Source organism: Vibrio hippocampi, assembly GCF_921292975.1.
In the GTDB taxonomy this organism is placed as follows: domain Bacteria; phylum Pseudomonadota; class Gammaproteobacteria; order Enterobacterales; family Vibrionaceae; genus Vibrio; species Vibrio hippocampi.
The window spans coordinates 498084-512786 of sequence record NZ_CAKLCM010000002.1; the positions used below are offsets into that span (position 1 = coordinate 498084).

Annotated in this window: 12 protein-coding genes; 6 read left to right on the plus strand and 6 right to left on the minus strand. The window is 42.3% G+C overall.

The features are described from left to right. Position 1 precedes the first annotated feature (1 nt). Complete coding sequence (locus L9Q39_RS04715; RefSeq protein WP_237483963.1) at positions 2–808, minus strand: hypothetical protein; 807 nt, start codon at positions 806–808, stop codon at positions 2–4. A 222-nt stretch (positions 809–1030) separates the two neighbouring features. Further along, the gene (gene metG / locus L9Q39_RS04720) at positions 1031–3079 is read right to left on the minus strand and encodes a methionine--tRNA ligase (RefSeq protein ID WP_237483964.1); all 2049 of its coding nucleotides are present in this window, start codon (positions 3077–3079) and stop codon (positions 1031–1033) included. A 251-nt stretch (positions 3080–3330) separates the two neighbouring features. On the opposite strand from metG, the gene apbC reads away from it, so the two are divergent. The 4 genes from apbC to L9Q39_RS04740 all read left to right on the plus strand — a co-directional run bounded on the left by apbC (position 3331) and on the right by L9Q39_RS04740 (position 9378). After that, complete coding sequence (gene apbC / locus L9Q39_RS04725) at positions 3331–4407, plus strand: iron-sulfur cluster carrier protein ApbC (RefSeq protein ID WP_237483965.1); 1077 nt, start codon at positions 3331–3333, stop codon at positions 4405–4407. A gap of 114 nt (positions 4408–4521) precedes the next feature. Continuing rightward, entirely contained in the window at positions 4522–5163 is a 642-nt protein-coding gene (gene udk / locus L9Q39_RS04730; RefSeq protein WP_237483966.1) for a uridine kinase, read from the plus strand. Between the two features lie 201 nt (positions 5164–5364). Beyond that, positions 5365–7461, plus strand: coding sequence for an AsmA family protein (locus tag L9Q39_RS04735; protein WP_237483967.1), 2097 nt, complete (start codon positions 5365–5367; stop codon positions 7459–7461). Between the two features lie 537 nt (positions 7462–7998). Continuing rightward, positions 7999–9378: a polysaccharide lyase family 7 protein gene (locus tag L9Q39_RS04740; protein ID WP_237483968.1), complete on the plus strand. Its 1380-nt coding sequence runs from the start codon at positions 7999–8001 to the stop codon at positions 9376–9378. A 324-nt stretch (positions 9379–9702) separates the two neighbouring features. Here the strand turns inward: L9Q39_RS04740 and L9Q39_RS04745 are convergent, their stop codons facing one another. After that, positions 9703–10617 carry a LysR family transcriptional regulator gene (locus tag L9Q39_RS04745; protein WP_237483969.1) on the minus strand — a complete coding sequence of 305 codons (915 nt, stop codon included), beginning with the start codon at positions 10615–10617 and terminating at the stop codon, positions 9703–9705. Positions 10618–11067: 450 nt separating this feature from the next. On the opposite strand from L9Q39_RS04745, the gene L9Q39_RS04750 reads away from it, so the two are divergent. Both L9Q39_RS04750 and L9Q39_RS04755 read left to right on the plus strand, forming a co-directional pair. After that, entirely contained in the window at positions 11068–11688 is a 621-nt protein-coding gene (locus L9Q39_RS04750) for a TauD/TfdA family dioxygenase (RefSeq protein WP_237483970.1), read from the plus strand. Positions 11689–11732: 44 nt separating this feature from the next. Beyond that, on the plus strand, positions 11733–12932 hold the full coding sequence (locus L9Q39_RS04755; protein WP_237483971.1) for an MFS transporter: 1200 nt from the start codon (positions 11733–11735) through the stop codon (positions 12930–12932). Between the two features lie 244 nt (positions 12933–13176). Here the strand turns inward: L9Q39_RS04755 and cobO are convergent, their stop codons facing one another. From cobO to L9Q39_RS04770, 3 genes are all read right to left on the minus strand, one after another. After that, positions 13177–13785 carry a cob(I)yrinic acid a,c-diamide adenosyltransferase gene (gene cobO / locus L9Q39_RS04760; protein ID WP_237483972.1) on the minus strand — a complete coding sequence of 203 codons (609 nt, stop codon included), beginning with the start codon at positions 13783–13785 and terminating at the stop codon, positions 13177–13179. Between the two features lie 126 nt (positions 13786–13911). Beyond that, positions 13912–14163, minus strand: a complete 252-nt coding sequence (locus L9Q39_RS04765; protein ID WP_237483973.1) for a hypothetical protein — start codon at positions 14161–14163, stop codon at positions 13912–13914. A gap of 240 nt (positions 14164–14403) precedes the next feature. After that, positions 14404–14703, minus strand: a complete 300-nt coding sequence (locus L9Q39_RS04770) for a hypothetical protein (protein ID WP_237483974.1) — start codon at positions 14701–14703, stop codon at positions 14404–14406.

Sequence of the window (14703 nt, forward strand, 5' to 3'; positions counted from 1 at the left end):
ACTAAATCATTGCTGCATTATTAATGGGAAGATAGCTGTCGACCGACATTTCTCGTAGCACGCTGTCATAACAACTAAAGATAACCTCAGAGATCTCTGAAGTCAGTTGATATAAAGATTCTCTATCCATATCCGGTTCCGGATTGGCAATCAGCGCTTCAAGTCTATGGACTGCGGTGCTGTACATCGGAGAAGCGACGGCCTGAGGACATACCAAGCTGAGTTTATTGAGTTTTCGATACATCATGTCGCTGTAATGAATACTTCTCTGCTGCCCAAGGTTCGAATCTAGGGTGCTGACACTGACTCTAAACTGAGTGAGGCAATCTAAAGCATCGATCATACCGAGCCAAAAATCTCGATACTCTTCAATCGCCGCCTCTTGATCTCTATCCATCAACCAAAGCCTAAATAAATCGTCAATCGACATCAATACTTGGCGCATTAGTTTGCCGTGTACGAGTTGGTTCCGGCTCACTGTGCTGCGTTTCCAAGTCTTGCTCAACTGTTTAAGTTGATTTTGTAATACGCGGTACATAGGTTTGTTATCGACGTGAGCCGTGGCGATGATCTCGTTAAGCAGTTGGTCTACTTTGCTATGGATCATACTGAGCTGTTCATTTTTGTTTTGACCAAAGCTAAGAGAGTAATGAGTGATGGCTCTGTGCTGACGTAGAAGCGGTACTAACGCCTTCAGTTTACAGATGAGTTGGAATTTACGTTCTGTTTTTAGATCGGTGTATTGGGAATAGCGGTAAATAGCCGCCAAAATGGCGATGGATAATACAAGCGACAGAAATACAAACATATCTAGCTCCTTGACGTTTGACTAATTAGCTATGTCAAGAAGAGGAATTGCAAGGACGGTGCCAATCGTAAAAAGCCTTGATATACAATGGTTTGAATAAAAATTCTGTCGCAAAAGTGAGACAAGTTGGTGCAGGTGCACCGCTATTGTGAGTTAAATCACAAAAAAAGCCGACCTATAAAAGGTCGGCTCGATCAATCCGTTGCGTAAGTATCCAAATGGTTACATTACACGCATGCCCGGCTGTGCGCCTTCATGGGGTTCAAGGATCCATAGATCGCTACCACCAGGACCGGCAGCGAGAATCATACCTTCAGACATACCGAACTTCATCTTACGAGGCTTAAGGTTCGCGACCATAACGGTCAGTTTACCCTCAAGTTCTTCCGGTTTGTACGCTGACTTAATACCAGAGAAAACCTGACGAGTTTCACCACCGATGTCTAATTGGAACTTAAGCAGCTTGTTAGCTTTCGGCACTTCCTCACAAGAGATGATGCGAGCGATACGCATATCGACTTTGGCGAAATCGTCAAATTCGATCTCGTCAGCGATAGGATCTTTACTCAGTTCGCTTTGTTGCGCCGCTTCCGCTTTTTCTTTAGCGGCTGCTTCAACTGCAGCATCTTCTTTAGATGTTTCGATCATCGCTTCGATGTGCTTAGGATCGATTCGGTTGAATAGCGCTTTAAACTTAGTGAGCTCGTGACCCGTTAATGGTGCCGCGATGCCTTCCCAAGTCAGCTCATCATTTAAGAAAGCTTCGGTGCGTTGTGCTAACACAGGCATCACCGGTTTTAGGTAAGTCATCAGCACGCGGAACAGGTTGATACCCACAGAGCAGATGTCTTGAAGCTCTTGGTCTTTACCTTCTTGCTTAGCAATAACCCACGGTGCTTTTTCATCAACGTATTGGTTCGCTTTGTCAGCCAATGCGGTAATTTCGCGAATAGCACGACTGAACTCTCGAGTTTCATAAAGCTCCGCAATGCGGTCTGCTGCGTCAACAAACTCTTGATATAGCTCCGCTTCAACCATAGTGTCAGACAACTTGCCTTCAAAACGTTTGCTAATAAAGCCTGCATTACGAGAAGCAAGGTTAACAATTTTATTCACGACATCGGCGTTAACACGCTGTGAGAAGTCTTCTAAGTTGAGGTCCAAATCATCAATACGGCTGTTTAGCTTAGCCGCATAGTAGTAACGTAAGCACTCAGGATCTAGATGTTTAAGGTAGGTGCTCGCCTTAACGAACGTCCCTTTTGACTTAGACATTTTGGCACCGTTTACCGTGACATAGCCGTGAACGAAAACGTTATTTGGCATACGGTAGCCCGCACCGTCCAGCATGGCTGGCCAGAATAGGCTGTGGAAGTAAACGATGTCTTTACCGATAAAGTGATACAGCTCAGTTTTGCTGTCTTTGTTCCAGTACTCGTCGAAGTCGAGATCATCGCGTTTGTCACACAGGTTTTTGAATGAACCCATGTAACCGATAGGCGCGTCTAGCCATACGTAGAAGAATTTGTTCTTCTCGCCTGGGATTTCAAAACCAAAATAAGGCGCGTCACGAGAAATATCCCACTGTTGAAGACCTGATTCAAACCACTCTTGCATCTTGTTGGCGGTTTCAGTTTGCAGTGAACCTGAACGTGTCCACGCTTGCAGCATGCTTTCAAACTGAGGTAGGTCAAAGAAGAAATGCTCAGAATCTTTCATTTCTGGGGTTGCACCAGAGACTGCCGATTTAGGGTTGATCAATTCCGTTGGACTGTATGTCGCACCACAGTTGTCGCAGTTGTCACCGTATTGGTCTTCCGACTTACACTTAGGGCAAGTACCTTTTACAAAGCGGTCTGGCAAGAACATCTCTTTTTCAGGGTCAAACAACTGAGAGATGGTGCGGCTCGAAATGAAACCATTTTTCTTAAGCTGCAGATAGATGTGAGACGCTAGCTCGCGGTTCTCTTCAGAGTGCGTGCTGTGGTAGTTGTCAAAACTAATATTGAAGCCAGCGAAATCAGACTGGTGCTCTTCACTAACGGCTGCGATCATCTCTTCAGGCGTGATCCCCATCTGCTGAGCTTTCAGCATGATTGGTGTGCCGTGCGCATCATCAGCACAAATGAAGTTGACGACATTGCCGCGCAGACGTTGATAACGTACCCAGATGTCTGCTTGAATGTGCTCAAGCATGTGACCGAGGTGAATTGACCCGTTAGCGTACGGAAGTGCGCAGGTTACCAATAGTTTTCTTGGATCGGTTGCCATACTATAGTTTCGCTTTGTTTGTTATGAATAAAATATTGGCTAATACTACATGATGGACGGCAGGACTCCAAGATTTGGGACCATAATCCCGTTAGATTTTTAGGCTTACTGACTTTTGTTTTTAGGCTTATCGTCTTTTGCAATGACGCTTTGGTGGCGGGATGTTTGCTCATTATTAGCAAGGAAACGGCTATTTGTTAGTAAGGAAGCTGCTATGGTTAATAAAAACAGATAATAATAAGGAAGTAGTAATGCACTCTTTTGAATCCAAACAAGCATTTTGTCAGTGGTTAGGGCAGTTTGTGAGTGACTATTTTATTGTGGGGTGGAGTGAGGTTCCGGGTGTCGTAATCGTGCAGCCGTCAGGTGAGTTTTTAATTCGCATCCCTTTTGCGAATCAGACGAGCGTGGCAGAGCTCAATCAATGGATTAAACAACAGCAACAAACACAGCAGGTTGCTGCCTTTGATTATCGTATAGAAACTCAAGTAGCCTCACTGGAAACCACTGTTGCCTCAGCGGTGGCTGGGGTAAAAAATATTATTGCCGTGACTTCAGCGAAAGGTGGCGTAGGTAAATCAACCACGGCGATCAATCTTGCATTGGCGATTGACAAGCTTGGGGCAAAGGTGGGGATTTTAGATGCGGATATTTATGGTCCGTCTATTCCCATGATGATGGGAAAGATGGATGCCCAACCTGAGGTTCGAGATGCGAAATGGATGCAGCCTATTGTCAGCCATAATATTGCGACTCAATCTATCGGATACTTGATCAGCGCTGATGATGCAGCAATTTGGCGCGGTCCCATGGCATCAAAAGCATTGGCGCAATTGCTCAATGAAACCGAGTGGCACGAACTGGATTATTTGATCATCGACATGCCTCCGGGTACAGGTGATATCCAATTAACTCTGTCGCAGCAAATTCCTGTGACGGGCGCTTTGATTGTTACCACGCCTCAAGACCTCGCGTTAGCTGACGCGGTAAAAGGGGCGGCGATGTTTGAAAAGGTATCGGTGCCGGTTGTCGGGATTGTCGAGAACATGAGTTACCACATTTGCAGTCAATGCGGCTCAAAAGAAGCGATATTCGGCAGTGGCGGAGCGCAGTGGATGTCAGAGAAATTTGGTTTAAATTTGCTGGCACAAATTCCACTGCATATTGATATTCGCGAGTCTATCGACAACGGAGTGCCTACCGTCGTCGCCGATCCCGCTGGCGAACATAGTCAAATCTATCTCAATCTTGCACAAAAAGTATGCGCTGATATGTATTGGACTGGCAAGGCAAAACCAGAATCGATTCAATTTACGATGGTGAATTGAATCGAGGCTAAGAAAGCACGGAATTAATTGTAACTTCATCTAGTAACTAACAGGTGAACTGCCTATAATTACGCGGTTTTTGTTCCAGCTCCAAATTAAGACTAGGTATAAAGAATGTCTGAAAATAATCAATGTGTCATTGTCGGTATCGCAGGTGCTTCTGCGTCAGGTAAAAGCTTGATCGCGAGCACCATCTATAACGAATTGCGAGAAAAGGTTGGTGACCATCAAATAGGTGTGATTACAGAGGACTGTTATTACAATGACCAAAGTGATTTGAGCATGGAAGAGCGTGTCAAGACCAACTATGACCATCCCAATGCCTTGGACCATGATCTTCTTCGTGAGCATCTACAAGCGTTGATTGATGGAAAGTCAGTCGAAGTGCCGGAGTACAGCTATTCAGAGCATACGCGTACCGAAAATACGGCAACCATGACACCTAAAAAAGTGATCATTCTGGAAGGGATTCTGCTACTGACCGATCCCCGTCTGCGCGACCTAATGCACGCGACGGTCTTTATGGATACGCCATTAGACATCTGTTTACTGCGTCGTGTTAAACGTGACGTTGAAGAGCGTGGTCGTACTATGGAGTCTGTTCTGACTCAGTACCAAAACACCGTTCGTCCAATGTTTATGCAGTTTATTGAGCCGTCGAAACAGTATGCCGACATTATCGTTCCGAGAGGCGGTAAAAACCGTATCGCTATCGATGTCCTTAAAGCGCATATTGCGAAACTGCTCAAGGCGTAATCAGAAGGTGATTTTCTGTCTATTTTGAGTTATTTAGTTGCAAAATCGACCTAGGAATAATCATGATTAACTGCCTATTTGTCGCTTAGATGATCTATACTGTCTAGATAGATAAGCTGCTTTAAATAGCGTTTAAATTTAATGAATTAGTGGCTCTTATGAGCCACTTTTTTTGTTTATAGCATTCAAGGAAAGTTATTCATGAAAAAACTACTGCTCATTGTGGCCATCCCGGTGCTTGTGATTGTATTGGGCATTGTCGGTTTGGTGACCTTGGTTAACCCAAATCAATTCAAACCAATGATTATTGAACAGGTGAAGAATCAAACTGGGCTTGATTTGGAAGTGAAAGGGGATATTGGTTGGCAGTTCTTTCCATCGGTTGGTTTAGAACTCGGGCGAACGGAGTTGAAAAACCCACAAGGTTTTTCTAAGCCGAATTTGTTTGCTGTCGATCAAGTCAGCGTCAGCGTGTCCGTTGTTCCATTGCTCAGCCAGCAGTTAGACATTGGCTCAGTGACATTGGATGGAGCTCAAGTGTATCTGGAAACGCTGAAGGACGGTCGTTCAAACCTCGACTCAATTAATCAATCAGCACAGACAACTCAAGATCAAAACGCAGCTGCGGAACAAGAAACAGCGCCAACCGACCAGTCATCAGACAGCAAGTCCTCAGCCAGCAATTGGCAAATCACCCTCAATGGTGTGACGGTGTCCAATGCACAACTGGAAGTGAATAACTTTCAGACCGATAGCTTCACTAAATTGTCGAATGTGGGTTTGAATATCTCAGAGTTTGTGGCGGATCAGTGGACTAAAGCAGACTTCTCCCTTGATGGTGAAAACAATCAGCAAAAATTCACCGCGAAAGGCAGTTTAGAACTTAAATTGAGCCAAGACTTTAAGCAGTATCAAGTTAAGAATATCGATTTTGCAGCAACCTACAACGATGGTGTCAACCAAGTAGAAAGTGCACAACTGACTTTAGCCACGTTTAATTTTGACCAAGCAAACCGTCTCGATTTCAGTGCGCTGGGTATGGCAGCAGATATGAAGTTTGATGCCAAAGGGGGAACCGATTTCACGCTAGATTCGGCGATTAGCAAGCTTGATGTCAAGCAGTTGACGCTGGATGCGAAACTAGAGGGTGAGGCGTTACCTAAGTCTGCGATGGATATCAACATGGCTTCGGATCTGAGCTTTGATATCAGTAAAGGGTTTCTAGATTTTGTTCTTGAGTCTTTATCGGTCAATAACATTACGTTAGATGGTAAAGCAACCGTACAGCTTGATGACATTCCGAAAGTCAGATTCTCTCTCCACAGTGCCAATATTGACCTTGATGAATTTTTGGGACTCGATCAACAACAATCTGCGGACAATTCAGAAACGAATAAGCCAGCTTCAACCGCGAGCGCTCAAGAGGTTGAACCTGACCTAAGCGCATTAAAGCAACTCGACGTTCAGGGCGATATCGTGATTGATAAATTCAAAGCGAGCAACGCTCATATGCAGAATGTGAAAACCAATTTTCATATCAATAGAGGCGTCGCGTCTCTCAATGCGTTCAGTTCTCAACTGTATGATGGAACGATCACCGCGAAAGGGCAGCTTAATGCCAATACCTCTCCTGCAACGTATTCAGCCGTCAAAACCATTAAAGGCGTAAAAGTACAGCCGATGCTTAAAGATGTGGCGGATAATGACATGCTGGAAGGCACCGGTAATATTGACGTTAATGTCAAAGGTAAAGGTCTAGCACCCACGACCATGAAGAAAAATCTAACCGGTACGGTTAAGATTAATTTTGCCGATGGTGCGGTGAACGGTATCAATGTTGCGCAGATCATCCGTGAAAATTACGCTAAGTTTAAAGGCGAATCGTTAGAAGGCACTTCAGGACCACAGAAGACCGACTTTAGTGCGATGACGGCAACGCTAAACTTAGCGAACGGTGTTGTCTCGACCACTAACCTGACGGCAGAGTCGCCATTGTTACGTATCCACGGTGAAGGCTCGGCAGACTATGTTAACGAGACGGTTGATTTTCTGGTACGCACATCGGTAGTCGGAAGTCTAGAGGGACAGGGCGGCAAGACGATTGATGACCTTAAAGATGTCACTATCCCAATTAAGATCACTCATACTTGGTCGGATCCTAAATTTGCGTTGGTGTTTGACGATGTCCTTAAACAGAAAGCACAAAAAGAGGTGGAGCGAGTGACCGACCGCCTCGGCATTAAAGATGAAAAAACCAAGGAAGCGGTTGATGGTCTATTAAAAGGTTTGTTTAATTAATTAGGTCGTCAGAAAACCAATTTTTAGCAATCCAATTATTAGAAACCAAATGCGTTAGAAACCAAATGCGTTAGAAATCCAAATCTTAGAAATAGAGTAAGCCAAGCTGAATGTTAGCTTGGCTTTTTTTCGGCTATGTAAAATGGAAGAGTAATATGTCAATAGTAGCAGTAAATGTAATTGATTATATTATCAAATTGACCGTTTTGAGCGAAAATTAAACAAATATAGCGCATTCGGTGCTATAGATATTGAGCCAAAAAATAAACAAAGTGTTGCTTAATGTTTCAAATTAATGCGTGGTTGCGTCACAGTCCACATACATTTGTATAACAATACGACAAAACTGTGAGATTAAACTTTATTATTTTTCTCTACTCATCCTAGAGTCTTGCTACTAGTTACGGTTTTGTAACTGGTTTTGCTCAATGCGCTCAATTTATTCCGTCATATTTGTCTTAGGAAAAGACATCCCTTTCATGGTGGATAGGAGCATTAACAAGCAGGGCAAATGGATATTTTATGATGAGGAAGATCATGATGTTAAAAACCACAGCGAGTATTGCAAGTATCATGTGCTTGAGTGCTGTCGCGAATGCTGCTCAGTTAAACATAGAAAGTGCCACGGATTGGGGCGGAACAGTGGATGGCTATCCGGCGTCAAATGCCATTGATGGTAGCACCGCTTGGGCAAGCCGTTGGAAAGCATCTAACGGTGACTCAGAAAATTTAGAGTTAGATTTAGGGTCAGTACAAAGTATCACTGATGTAGCGGTTGCTTGGGGTAAGGGTGATGATCGCACCCATAGGTTTGAGATCCGTACGCTTGCAGATGAAAGTTCGAACTCTTGGACTAAGGTTTATTCTGGTACCAGTTCGGGCTTATCAGAAACTTATGAAAACTACGATGTGACCGATATCGATGCTCGCTGGGTGCGAATAAAAATATTTGAAAACAGTGATGGTGATGAATACACCAACATTAAAGAAGTCCGTATTTATGGCGGTGAGTCGACGGACCCAGGTAACGGTGACAATGACTATGGTCTAGATGCATCACAACCACCGTCATACAACTTTGACCTTTGGGATTGGTATCTCAGTGTACCAACCGACACCGATGGTTCGGGTACGGCTGATTCGATTAAAGAAGATGCACTAAATAATGGTTATGAGAGTCAGTACTTCTATACTGCCGATGATGGTGGCATGGTGTTCGAATGTACGGTAGGCGGTTACAAGACCTCATCTAATACAAGCTATACACGTACAGAGTTGCGCGAGATGTTACGACGTGGCGATACCAGTGTCGGAACCAGTTCCGCAGAGAACAACTGGGCATTCTCAAGTATTCCAAGCTCAAGCCAGAGTGATTTTGGCGGCATTGATGGTGAGATGAAAGCGACACTGGCCGTGAATAAAGTCACCACAACAGCGTCATCAACCGAACAAAATGGTCGTATCGTGATCGGTCAAATCCACGCTGAGAATAACGAGCCGATTCGCTTGTACTATCATAAGCTTCCGGGTAACAGCAATGGCGCAGTTTACTTCGCCCATGAAACCTCAAGCAGTGACGGTGGCAATGAAACCTGGTACAACCTACTGGGTTCAATGGTAGATTCGAGCGGAGAGATCAGCAGCACTTCTAACCCATCTGCGGGTATGGCGCTGGATGAGCACTTCTCTTATCAGATCACCGTTGAGGGCGATGACCTTACGGTTATCATCAGCCAAAATGGTTCTCAGTTGGCGAAGAAAACCGTCGACATGTCAGGCAGTGGTTATGATGACGCCGACAACTATATGTACTTTAAAGCGGGTCTATATTTGCAAGATAAGACCGGTGATGACGACGATTATGCCAAGGTAACGTTCTATGAGTTAACCAATACGCATGATAATTATGGTTACTAATAGCTTATGTTTATTAATAGCGGTGTTTACTCATAACTCTGTTCATTAATAGCTAAGGTTACTGATAACGATGACTAGTCATTAAACCAAAAGGGTTGAGTCCATAGGCTCAACCCTTTTTAGAACTGTCTCGATTAGGTTTCTGTGGGTAATTCATGAAGGATTCACGATTCCTTCACATCTTTCCTTGATATAAAGTCATCTAGGTCTTCTGAACTCTGCATCTTGAGGTAACTTGGGTATAAAGCTAAATACGGTACTCTTGTCTGGAATAAAGCAAGGTAACGGATAAAAGGGGGAAAAGTTGATTTTTGAGGTCAGTGTCTATTCAATGCTCAACCTTTCTTGTATATGTGATGCCAGTTTTATACATAAACTAGCAAACTCTTTTAGATGTTCTTTATCTTCAGCGCGGCGATAATATAGATACAAAGGAAGAGCGTGTTCTAGTTTAGGTATTGGAATACACGCACAAGTACTCTCGGCGACAAAGCGGATGCAACTTGGTGCAATAGAAATACCCTGACCTGATGAAACAGACATCACTAGATTATGCATGTTTTCAGGATAACGGATAATATTCGGAGCAAAGCCCACCTCCTGACATTGAGATAAAATATGATCGAAAATTTCAATCCATAGAGAACGCTGAAACAAAATAAATTTATCATTCGCCAATTCAATCAAATCAATACTACTCCTACAAGACAAGGGATGACTGAATGGTAAAACTGCTACGAGGTGATCGGAATAAATCTTGTCTACATGAAACAAATTTCCGTCTAAGGTAGGTTGTCGACGAGAGAATGCAACATCAATCTCTCCTTCAATGAGTGCATCTTCTTGTTGCTGTCCTGCCATTTCATGTAAATTAGCGACAACATTGGAGTGCTGTTCAGAGTATTGGTCAAGCAAACAGGGTAAAAAAAATGAACAGGCTGTCGCAAGATAACCAATGTTAATCTTCTGCTCAATGTTTTTATCTAACTGAGTAATCTGTTTTTTTACTCTTTTTTCATTTGCTAGAATGTTTACTGCTTCTGGTAGCAACCACTCTCCAGCCTTTGTTAATTCGACCACATGGGTCGTTCTAACAAACAGCTTTACTCCCAATTGCTGCTCTAAATCAGAAATATGCCGTGAGACAGTCGGTTGAACGGAATGCAGTTCATTAGCAGCCGCAGAAAAATTCTTATGCCTAGCGACAGAAACAAAGGTTTTAAGCGTTTTATTGTCCATTTTCTCTACGTTATCCAATATCTTACTGTATCCGACATTCCACTGCATTATGAGAGTTGATTCTTCTAAATATGGTAACGCAACTTAGAGAATAATATACATTTTACGCAAGAGGTTATATCAGGTTAAATTTTATTGTTTATTACATGCAATGTGTAATCTCTTGATGTTGAATATAACTTTTTCATTGATCTAAATGTTGCCAGTCAACAGAATATTCATCAATAATGGGACGAAAGTCGCTTTAGTTGTGTAATGATTATTTTTAAAGTTGGTTATAAGTGTTTTGTATAATTATTATACGTTAATATCATTTCCACTCAATTGTTATTTTCATTATAGTGAGAGTCGAATTATATCTTGTACATTCTTTATATTAATGTGTGAAGCGTTAATTTTATATTTATAAAGTAATGTAATGATTATCATATCTATGGGTGTTAATAATTTATGTTTATAATGAGAAGTAATTTTACTACCGAAGATGAATGCATACAATATTTAAAAGAACGCTTTACTTTCGTTCCTCAGTATACAGGTGAAGATGTACATTATATTGAGTCAAGGGAGAAAACCGAAGCAAACTTTGCTTCTCAGACTACGAATAAAGTAGGGTTTCATAATGATGGTTATGACTATAATATAGTACCAACACATATTGCGCTCTATTGTATAGAAGATAACTATAAAGACGGTGAGACGTTTTATTCTAACTTTGTAGATGCACTGTCAATATTGGATGAGAGTCAAATTGAAACTCTTATTAATAAAGATTTATATTTTAAGACTGATCCTGCGATATTCTATAATGCACCAGGGTTTGGAGTTAAAAGTAGTATAATGAAAGATGATGTATTGCGCTACAGTTATGCTTATGTTAAGAGGTTAGATAATGATAAAGTTTTTGAGAGTGCTTTAGATAAATTAAACTTAGAGCTATGTAAAATAAAAGAATCTATAAAGCTAAAATCTGGTGACTTAGTTATTATTGATAATCGACACTTAGTTCATGGAAGGGAAGGATTTACAGGTTCAAGAAAAATTGCCAGATTTTGGTTGACCATGGAATAATCTATTATCTTGTTCTAATTTGGTAATGTTATCTTGGTAAATATATGATTAGTTTTAGACGCTTTATAGCACAAATAAATCCACAAATTGTCCCTATTGTTATTCTATCTTTGCTTGCGCATGCGACTTTGTCTGGTGGGCGCGTCGTTTCTTCTCTATTCGTTCTTCAGGGAGGAAATTCAGAAGTAATAGCAGGTTTAACTTATGGACTATATGGTCTTATGCCAGCGCTTTTGTCTTTGCATATAGGCAGATGGGTTGATCATGTTGGTCCTAAGTTAGTTATGCGTATAAGTCTACTTGTCATCGTGATGGGGTTGCTTATACCTGCATTCTATTTGTCTGTTAGTTCAGTTTTGGTCTGCGCAGCATTTAGCGGACTAGGGTTTGGAGGCTATATCTTATCTGCTCAAACCAGTGTTTCATTGATGAAAGTGGAAAAAGAATCTGATAGAACAGGAATGTTTGCGTGGTTGCAAATGGGGACATCCGTTTCAGCAGTAACAGGACCAATATTAGTCGGTTTAATTATTGATAATAATAACTTTACAACCGTGTATATCTGTTTAGCTGGAATCGTTTTCCTTGGTCTTGTGGGGTCGTTTTATGCGAACATTCCCGAAAAAAAACAACCAAGTGACAAAGTAAAGCGCACGGGAATTATTCAAGAGGTTGTCAAAAACAGATCGCTGATGAAGATATATTTCTTGTCGATGGCAACGTATTTTGCGTGGGACTGTTTTTCATTCATGATACCAGTGTTAGGTGTTAACCAAGGTTATTCAGCGACAAATATAGGGTTGATGCTGTCTTTTTTTTCCGCTGGTACACTAGTAGTGCGATTGCTTATGCCTTGGTTATCACGTAAATGTAATGAATTAAAAACACTCAGTATCTCTTATGGTTTGGCCGCGGCAGTGTTTTTTCTACTACCCATTGCTGGAAACATAATAATGTTATGTGCATTGAGTCTTGCGTTTGGTCTTTTAGCTGGTTTGTGGCATCCCAATATTCAAAATCTTATCCTTACAAAAGTGGGAGCAGAGAGAGCCGGAGAGGCATCAGGGCTGCGCCTTATGTCGGGAAATTTCTCCGGAATGTTAGGGACGACAACTTGTGGTGCCCTAACAGTATTAGTCGGCTTTTTCCCTGTTTTTGTGGCTATTGCAGGGCTTATGGGTGCATCGAGTTGGCAAGCCTATCTAAGTCATCGTACAGAGAACAATGAGAAGACAGGTGCTTAGTGCAGCAGATGCAAATGAGTCAGTGCAGCGGATTAGAAACGTCACGACTTGTGATGACGACGACTATGCCAAGGCAACGTTCTATGAGTTAACCAATACGCATGATAATTATGGTTATTAATAGCTAAGGCTACTAATAACTAAGGCTACTAATAACGATGACTAGTCATTAAACCAAAAGGGTTGAGTCCATAGGCTCAACCCTTTTTAGGCCGACTTTTTTAGGATGATAAGGAAGGAGTCTCTACCAGTCGACGCCTTTAAGTGCTTTAACGCCGGATTCAAAAGCATGTTTGATGTTTTTGACTTCTGACACCGTATCTGCGAGTTCGATTAGGCGACGGTGTGCGCCGCGCCCTGTGATTATCACCGATTGCATAGCGGGTCTTGCTTCTAAAGCCGCTATCACTTCCTCTAACTCAATATAGCCGTAGCTGACCATGTAGGTTAACTCGTCGAAGAGAATCACGTCCAAGGTTTCGTCTTGCAACAGCTTTAGGCATTGTTGCCACACTTGTTGTGCTGCCGCTGTATCTGCTGATTTGTCTTGAGTTTCCCAAGTAAAGCCCGTCGCCATAACATGAAATTCAACGCCTAACTTTTCTAGCAGGTTGCGTTCTCCATTGTCCCAAGTGCCTTTGATAAATTGAGCCACCGCGCATTTTTTCCCATGCCCCACCGCTCGTGCGACCGTGCCAAAGCCAGAGGTCGATTTGCCTTTTCCGTTGCCAGTGATAACCAGCAGCAAGCCTTTTTCTATCTGTGCTTGAGCGATCTTTTGGTCAACATTATCTTTCACTTTCTGTTGGCGTTGTTTGTGTTTATCTTGTTTCTGTTGGTCAGATAATGACATGCTTAGAATCCTTTATCATTGGCATTATTTGCTTGGCTGAGTTTATCAATTTAATGATTGTTTCTTAACTGTTAACGGAATAGTGAAGTGAAAGTCGAGCAAAGTGAAGCTAAGAATGGCAAATGGTTAGATTTTATTGTCACATACTATAGCCTTGGCTTTTTGCTGGTCAGATCCAGTGCCTAAAATAACTTTAAATAGCGGATTACTTTTTGACATCTTTCTTTTAGCGAAATACGCCTCAAACACTGCGGCAAACTTAGCGATAACTGCTTGAGCTGGGTCATCGAAAGGTTGTTTAAAACCAAATCGAATCAGATCTTTTGGGATCAGGCCATAATGAGCAACAATCTCGATGTTGACGTGTGGCTGTTCCAAGATAACTTCAGCCAATGCTGTTTGAGAAATCGATAAGCTGATTTGAGCTCATCGGCTCCTCGATGCGAATAGTTGGTTTTTTGGGCATGACAAAGATGGGGTCAACGATACGTGGCTTAACGACGTCTAACTAGTCGCCCCGCGATAAAACTCTGCTATCACCTCCGTTCATCCCGCTGTGAATGAATGTAAAAACTCAGGCATGATGTCGATGTTTAAGCGACAATCCAAATTTCTGTGTTAAATACACACCATACTCCGGATACTTCGATGTACTAACGCTAAATCATCAATTTTGCCCGAGGTGATAGTCTCAATCGGTTTTCTGCCATCAAGAAGAACGACCTTGCTTGGGTGATGCATAAAGGCTTTTTGTTCTTTGCCATTACGATAAAGTAGCTTTAAGCACTCATTAATCGCGAGAATATACTGTTTACGTTGTTGCAACTCCGCCTCATTATTCTCAGGCAAAATTGCATCAATGTTATGTGGCATTACTCCCCACGCTGCGAGGAGGTGCCACGCTTTACCTTTCTTCAT

Excerpts from the sequence above, each read along its gene's own strand:
- L9Q39_RS04755 (WP_237483971.1), top strand. The coding sequence starts at position 11,733 with ATGATTAGTTTTAGACGCTTTATAGCACAAATAAATCCACAAATTGTC.
- L9Q39_RS04745 (WP_237483969.1), bottom strand. The coding sequence starts at position 10,617 with ATGGACAATAAAACGCTTAAAACCTTTGTTTCTGTCGCTAGGCATAAG.
- L9Q39_RS04750 (WP_237483970.1), top strand. The coding sequence starts at position 11,068 with ATGTTTATAATGAGAAGTAATTTTACTACCGAAGATGAATGCATACAA.
- L9Q39_RS04735 (WP_237483967.1), top strand. The coding sequence starts at position 5,365 with ATGAAAAAACTACTGCTCATTGTGGCCATCCCGGTGCTTGTGATTGTA.
- udk (WP_237483966.1), top strand. The coding sequence starts at position 4,522 with ATGTCTGAAAATAATCAATGTGTCATTGTCGGTATCGCAGGTGCTTCT.
- L9Q39_RS04715 (WP_237483963.1), bottom strand. The coding sequence starts at position 808 with ATGTTTGTATTTCTGTCGCTTGTATTATCCATCGCCATTTTGGCGGCT.
- apbC (WP_237483965.1), top strand. The coding sequence starts at position 3,331 with ATGCACTCTTTTGAATCCAAACAAGCATTTTGTCAGTGGTTAGGGCAG.
- metG (WP_237483964.1), bottom strand. The coding sequence starts at position 3,079 with ATGGCAACCGATCCAAGAAAACTATTGGTAACCTGCGCACTTCCGTAC.
- cobO (WP_237483972.1), bottom strand. The coding sequence starts at position 13,785 with ATGTCATTATCTGACCAACAGAAACAAGATAAACACAAACAACGCCAA.
- L9Q39_RS04740 (WP_237483968.1), top strand. The coding sequence starts at position 7,999 with ATGATGTTAAAAACCACAGCGAGTATTGCAAGTATCATGTGCTTGAGT.
- L9Q39_RS04770 (WP_237483974.1), bottom strand. The coding sequence starts at position 14,703 with ATGAAGAAAGGTAAAGCGTGGCACCTCCTCGCAGCGTGGGGAGTAATG.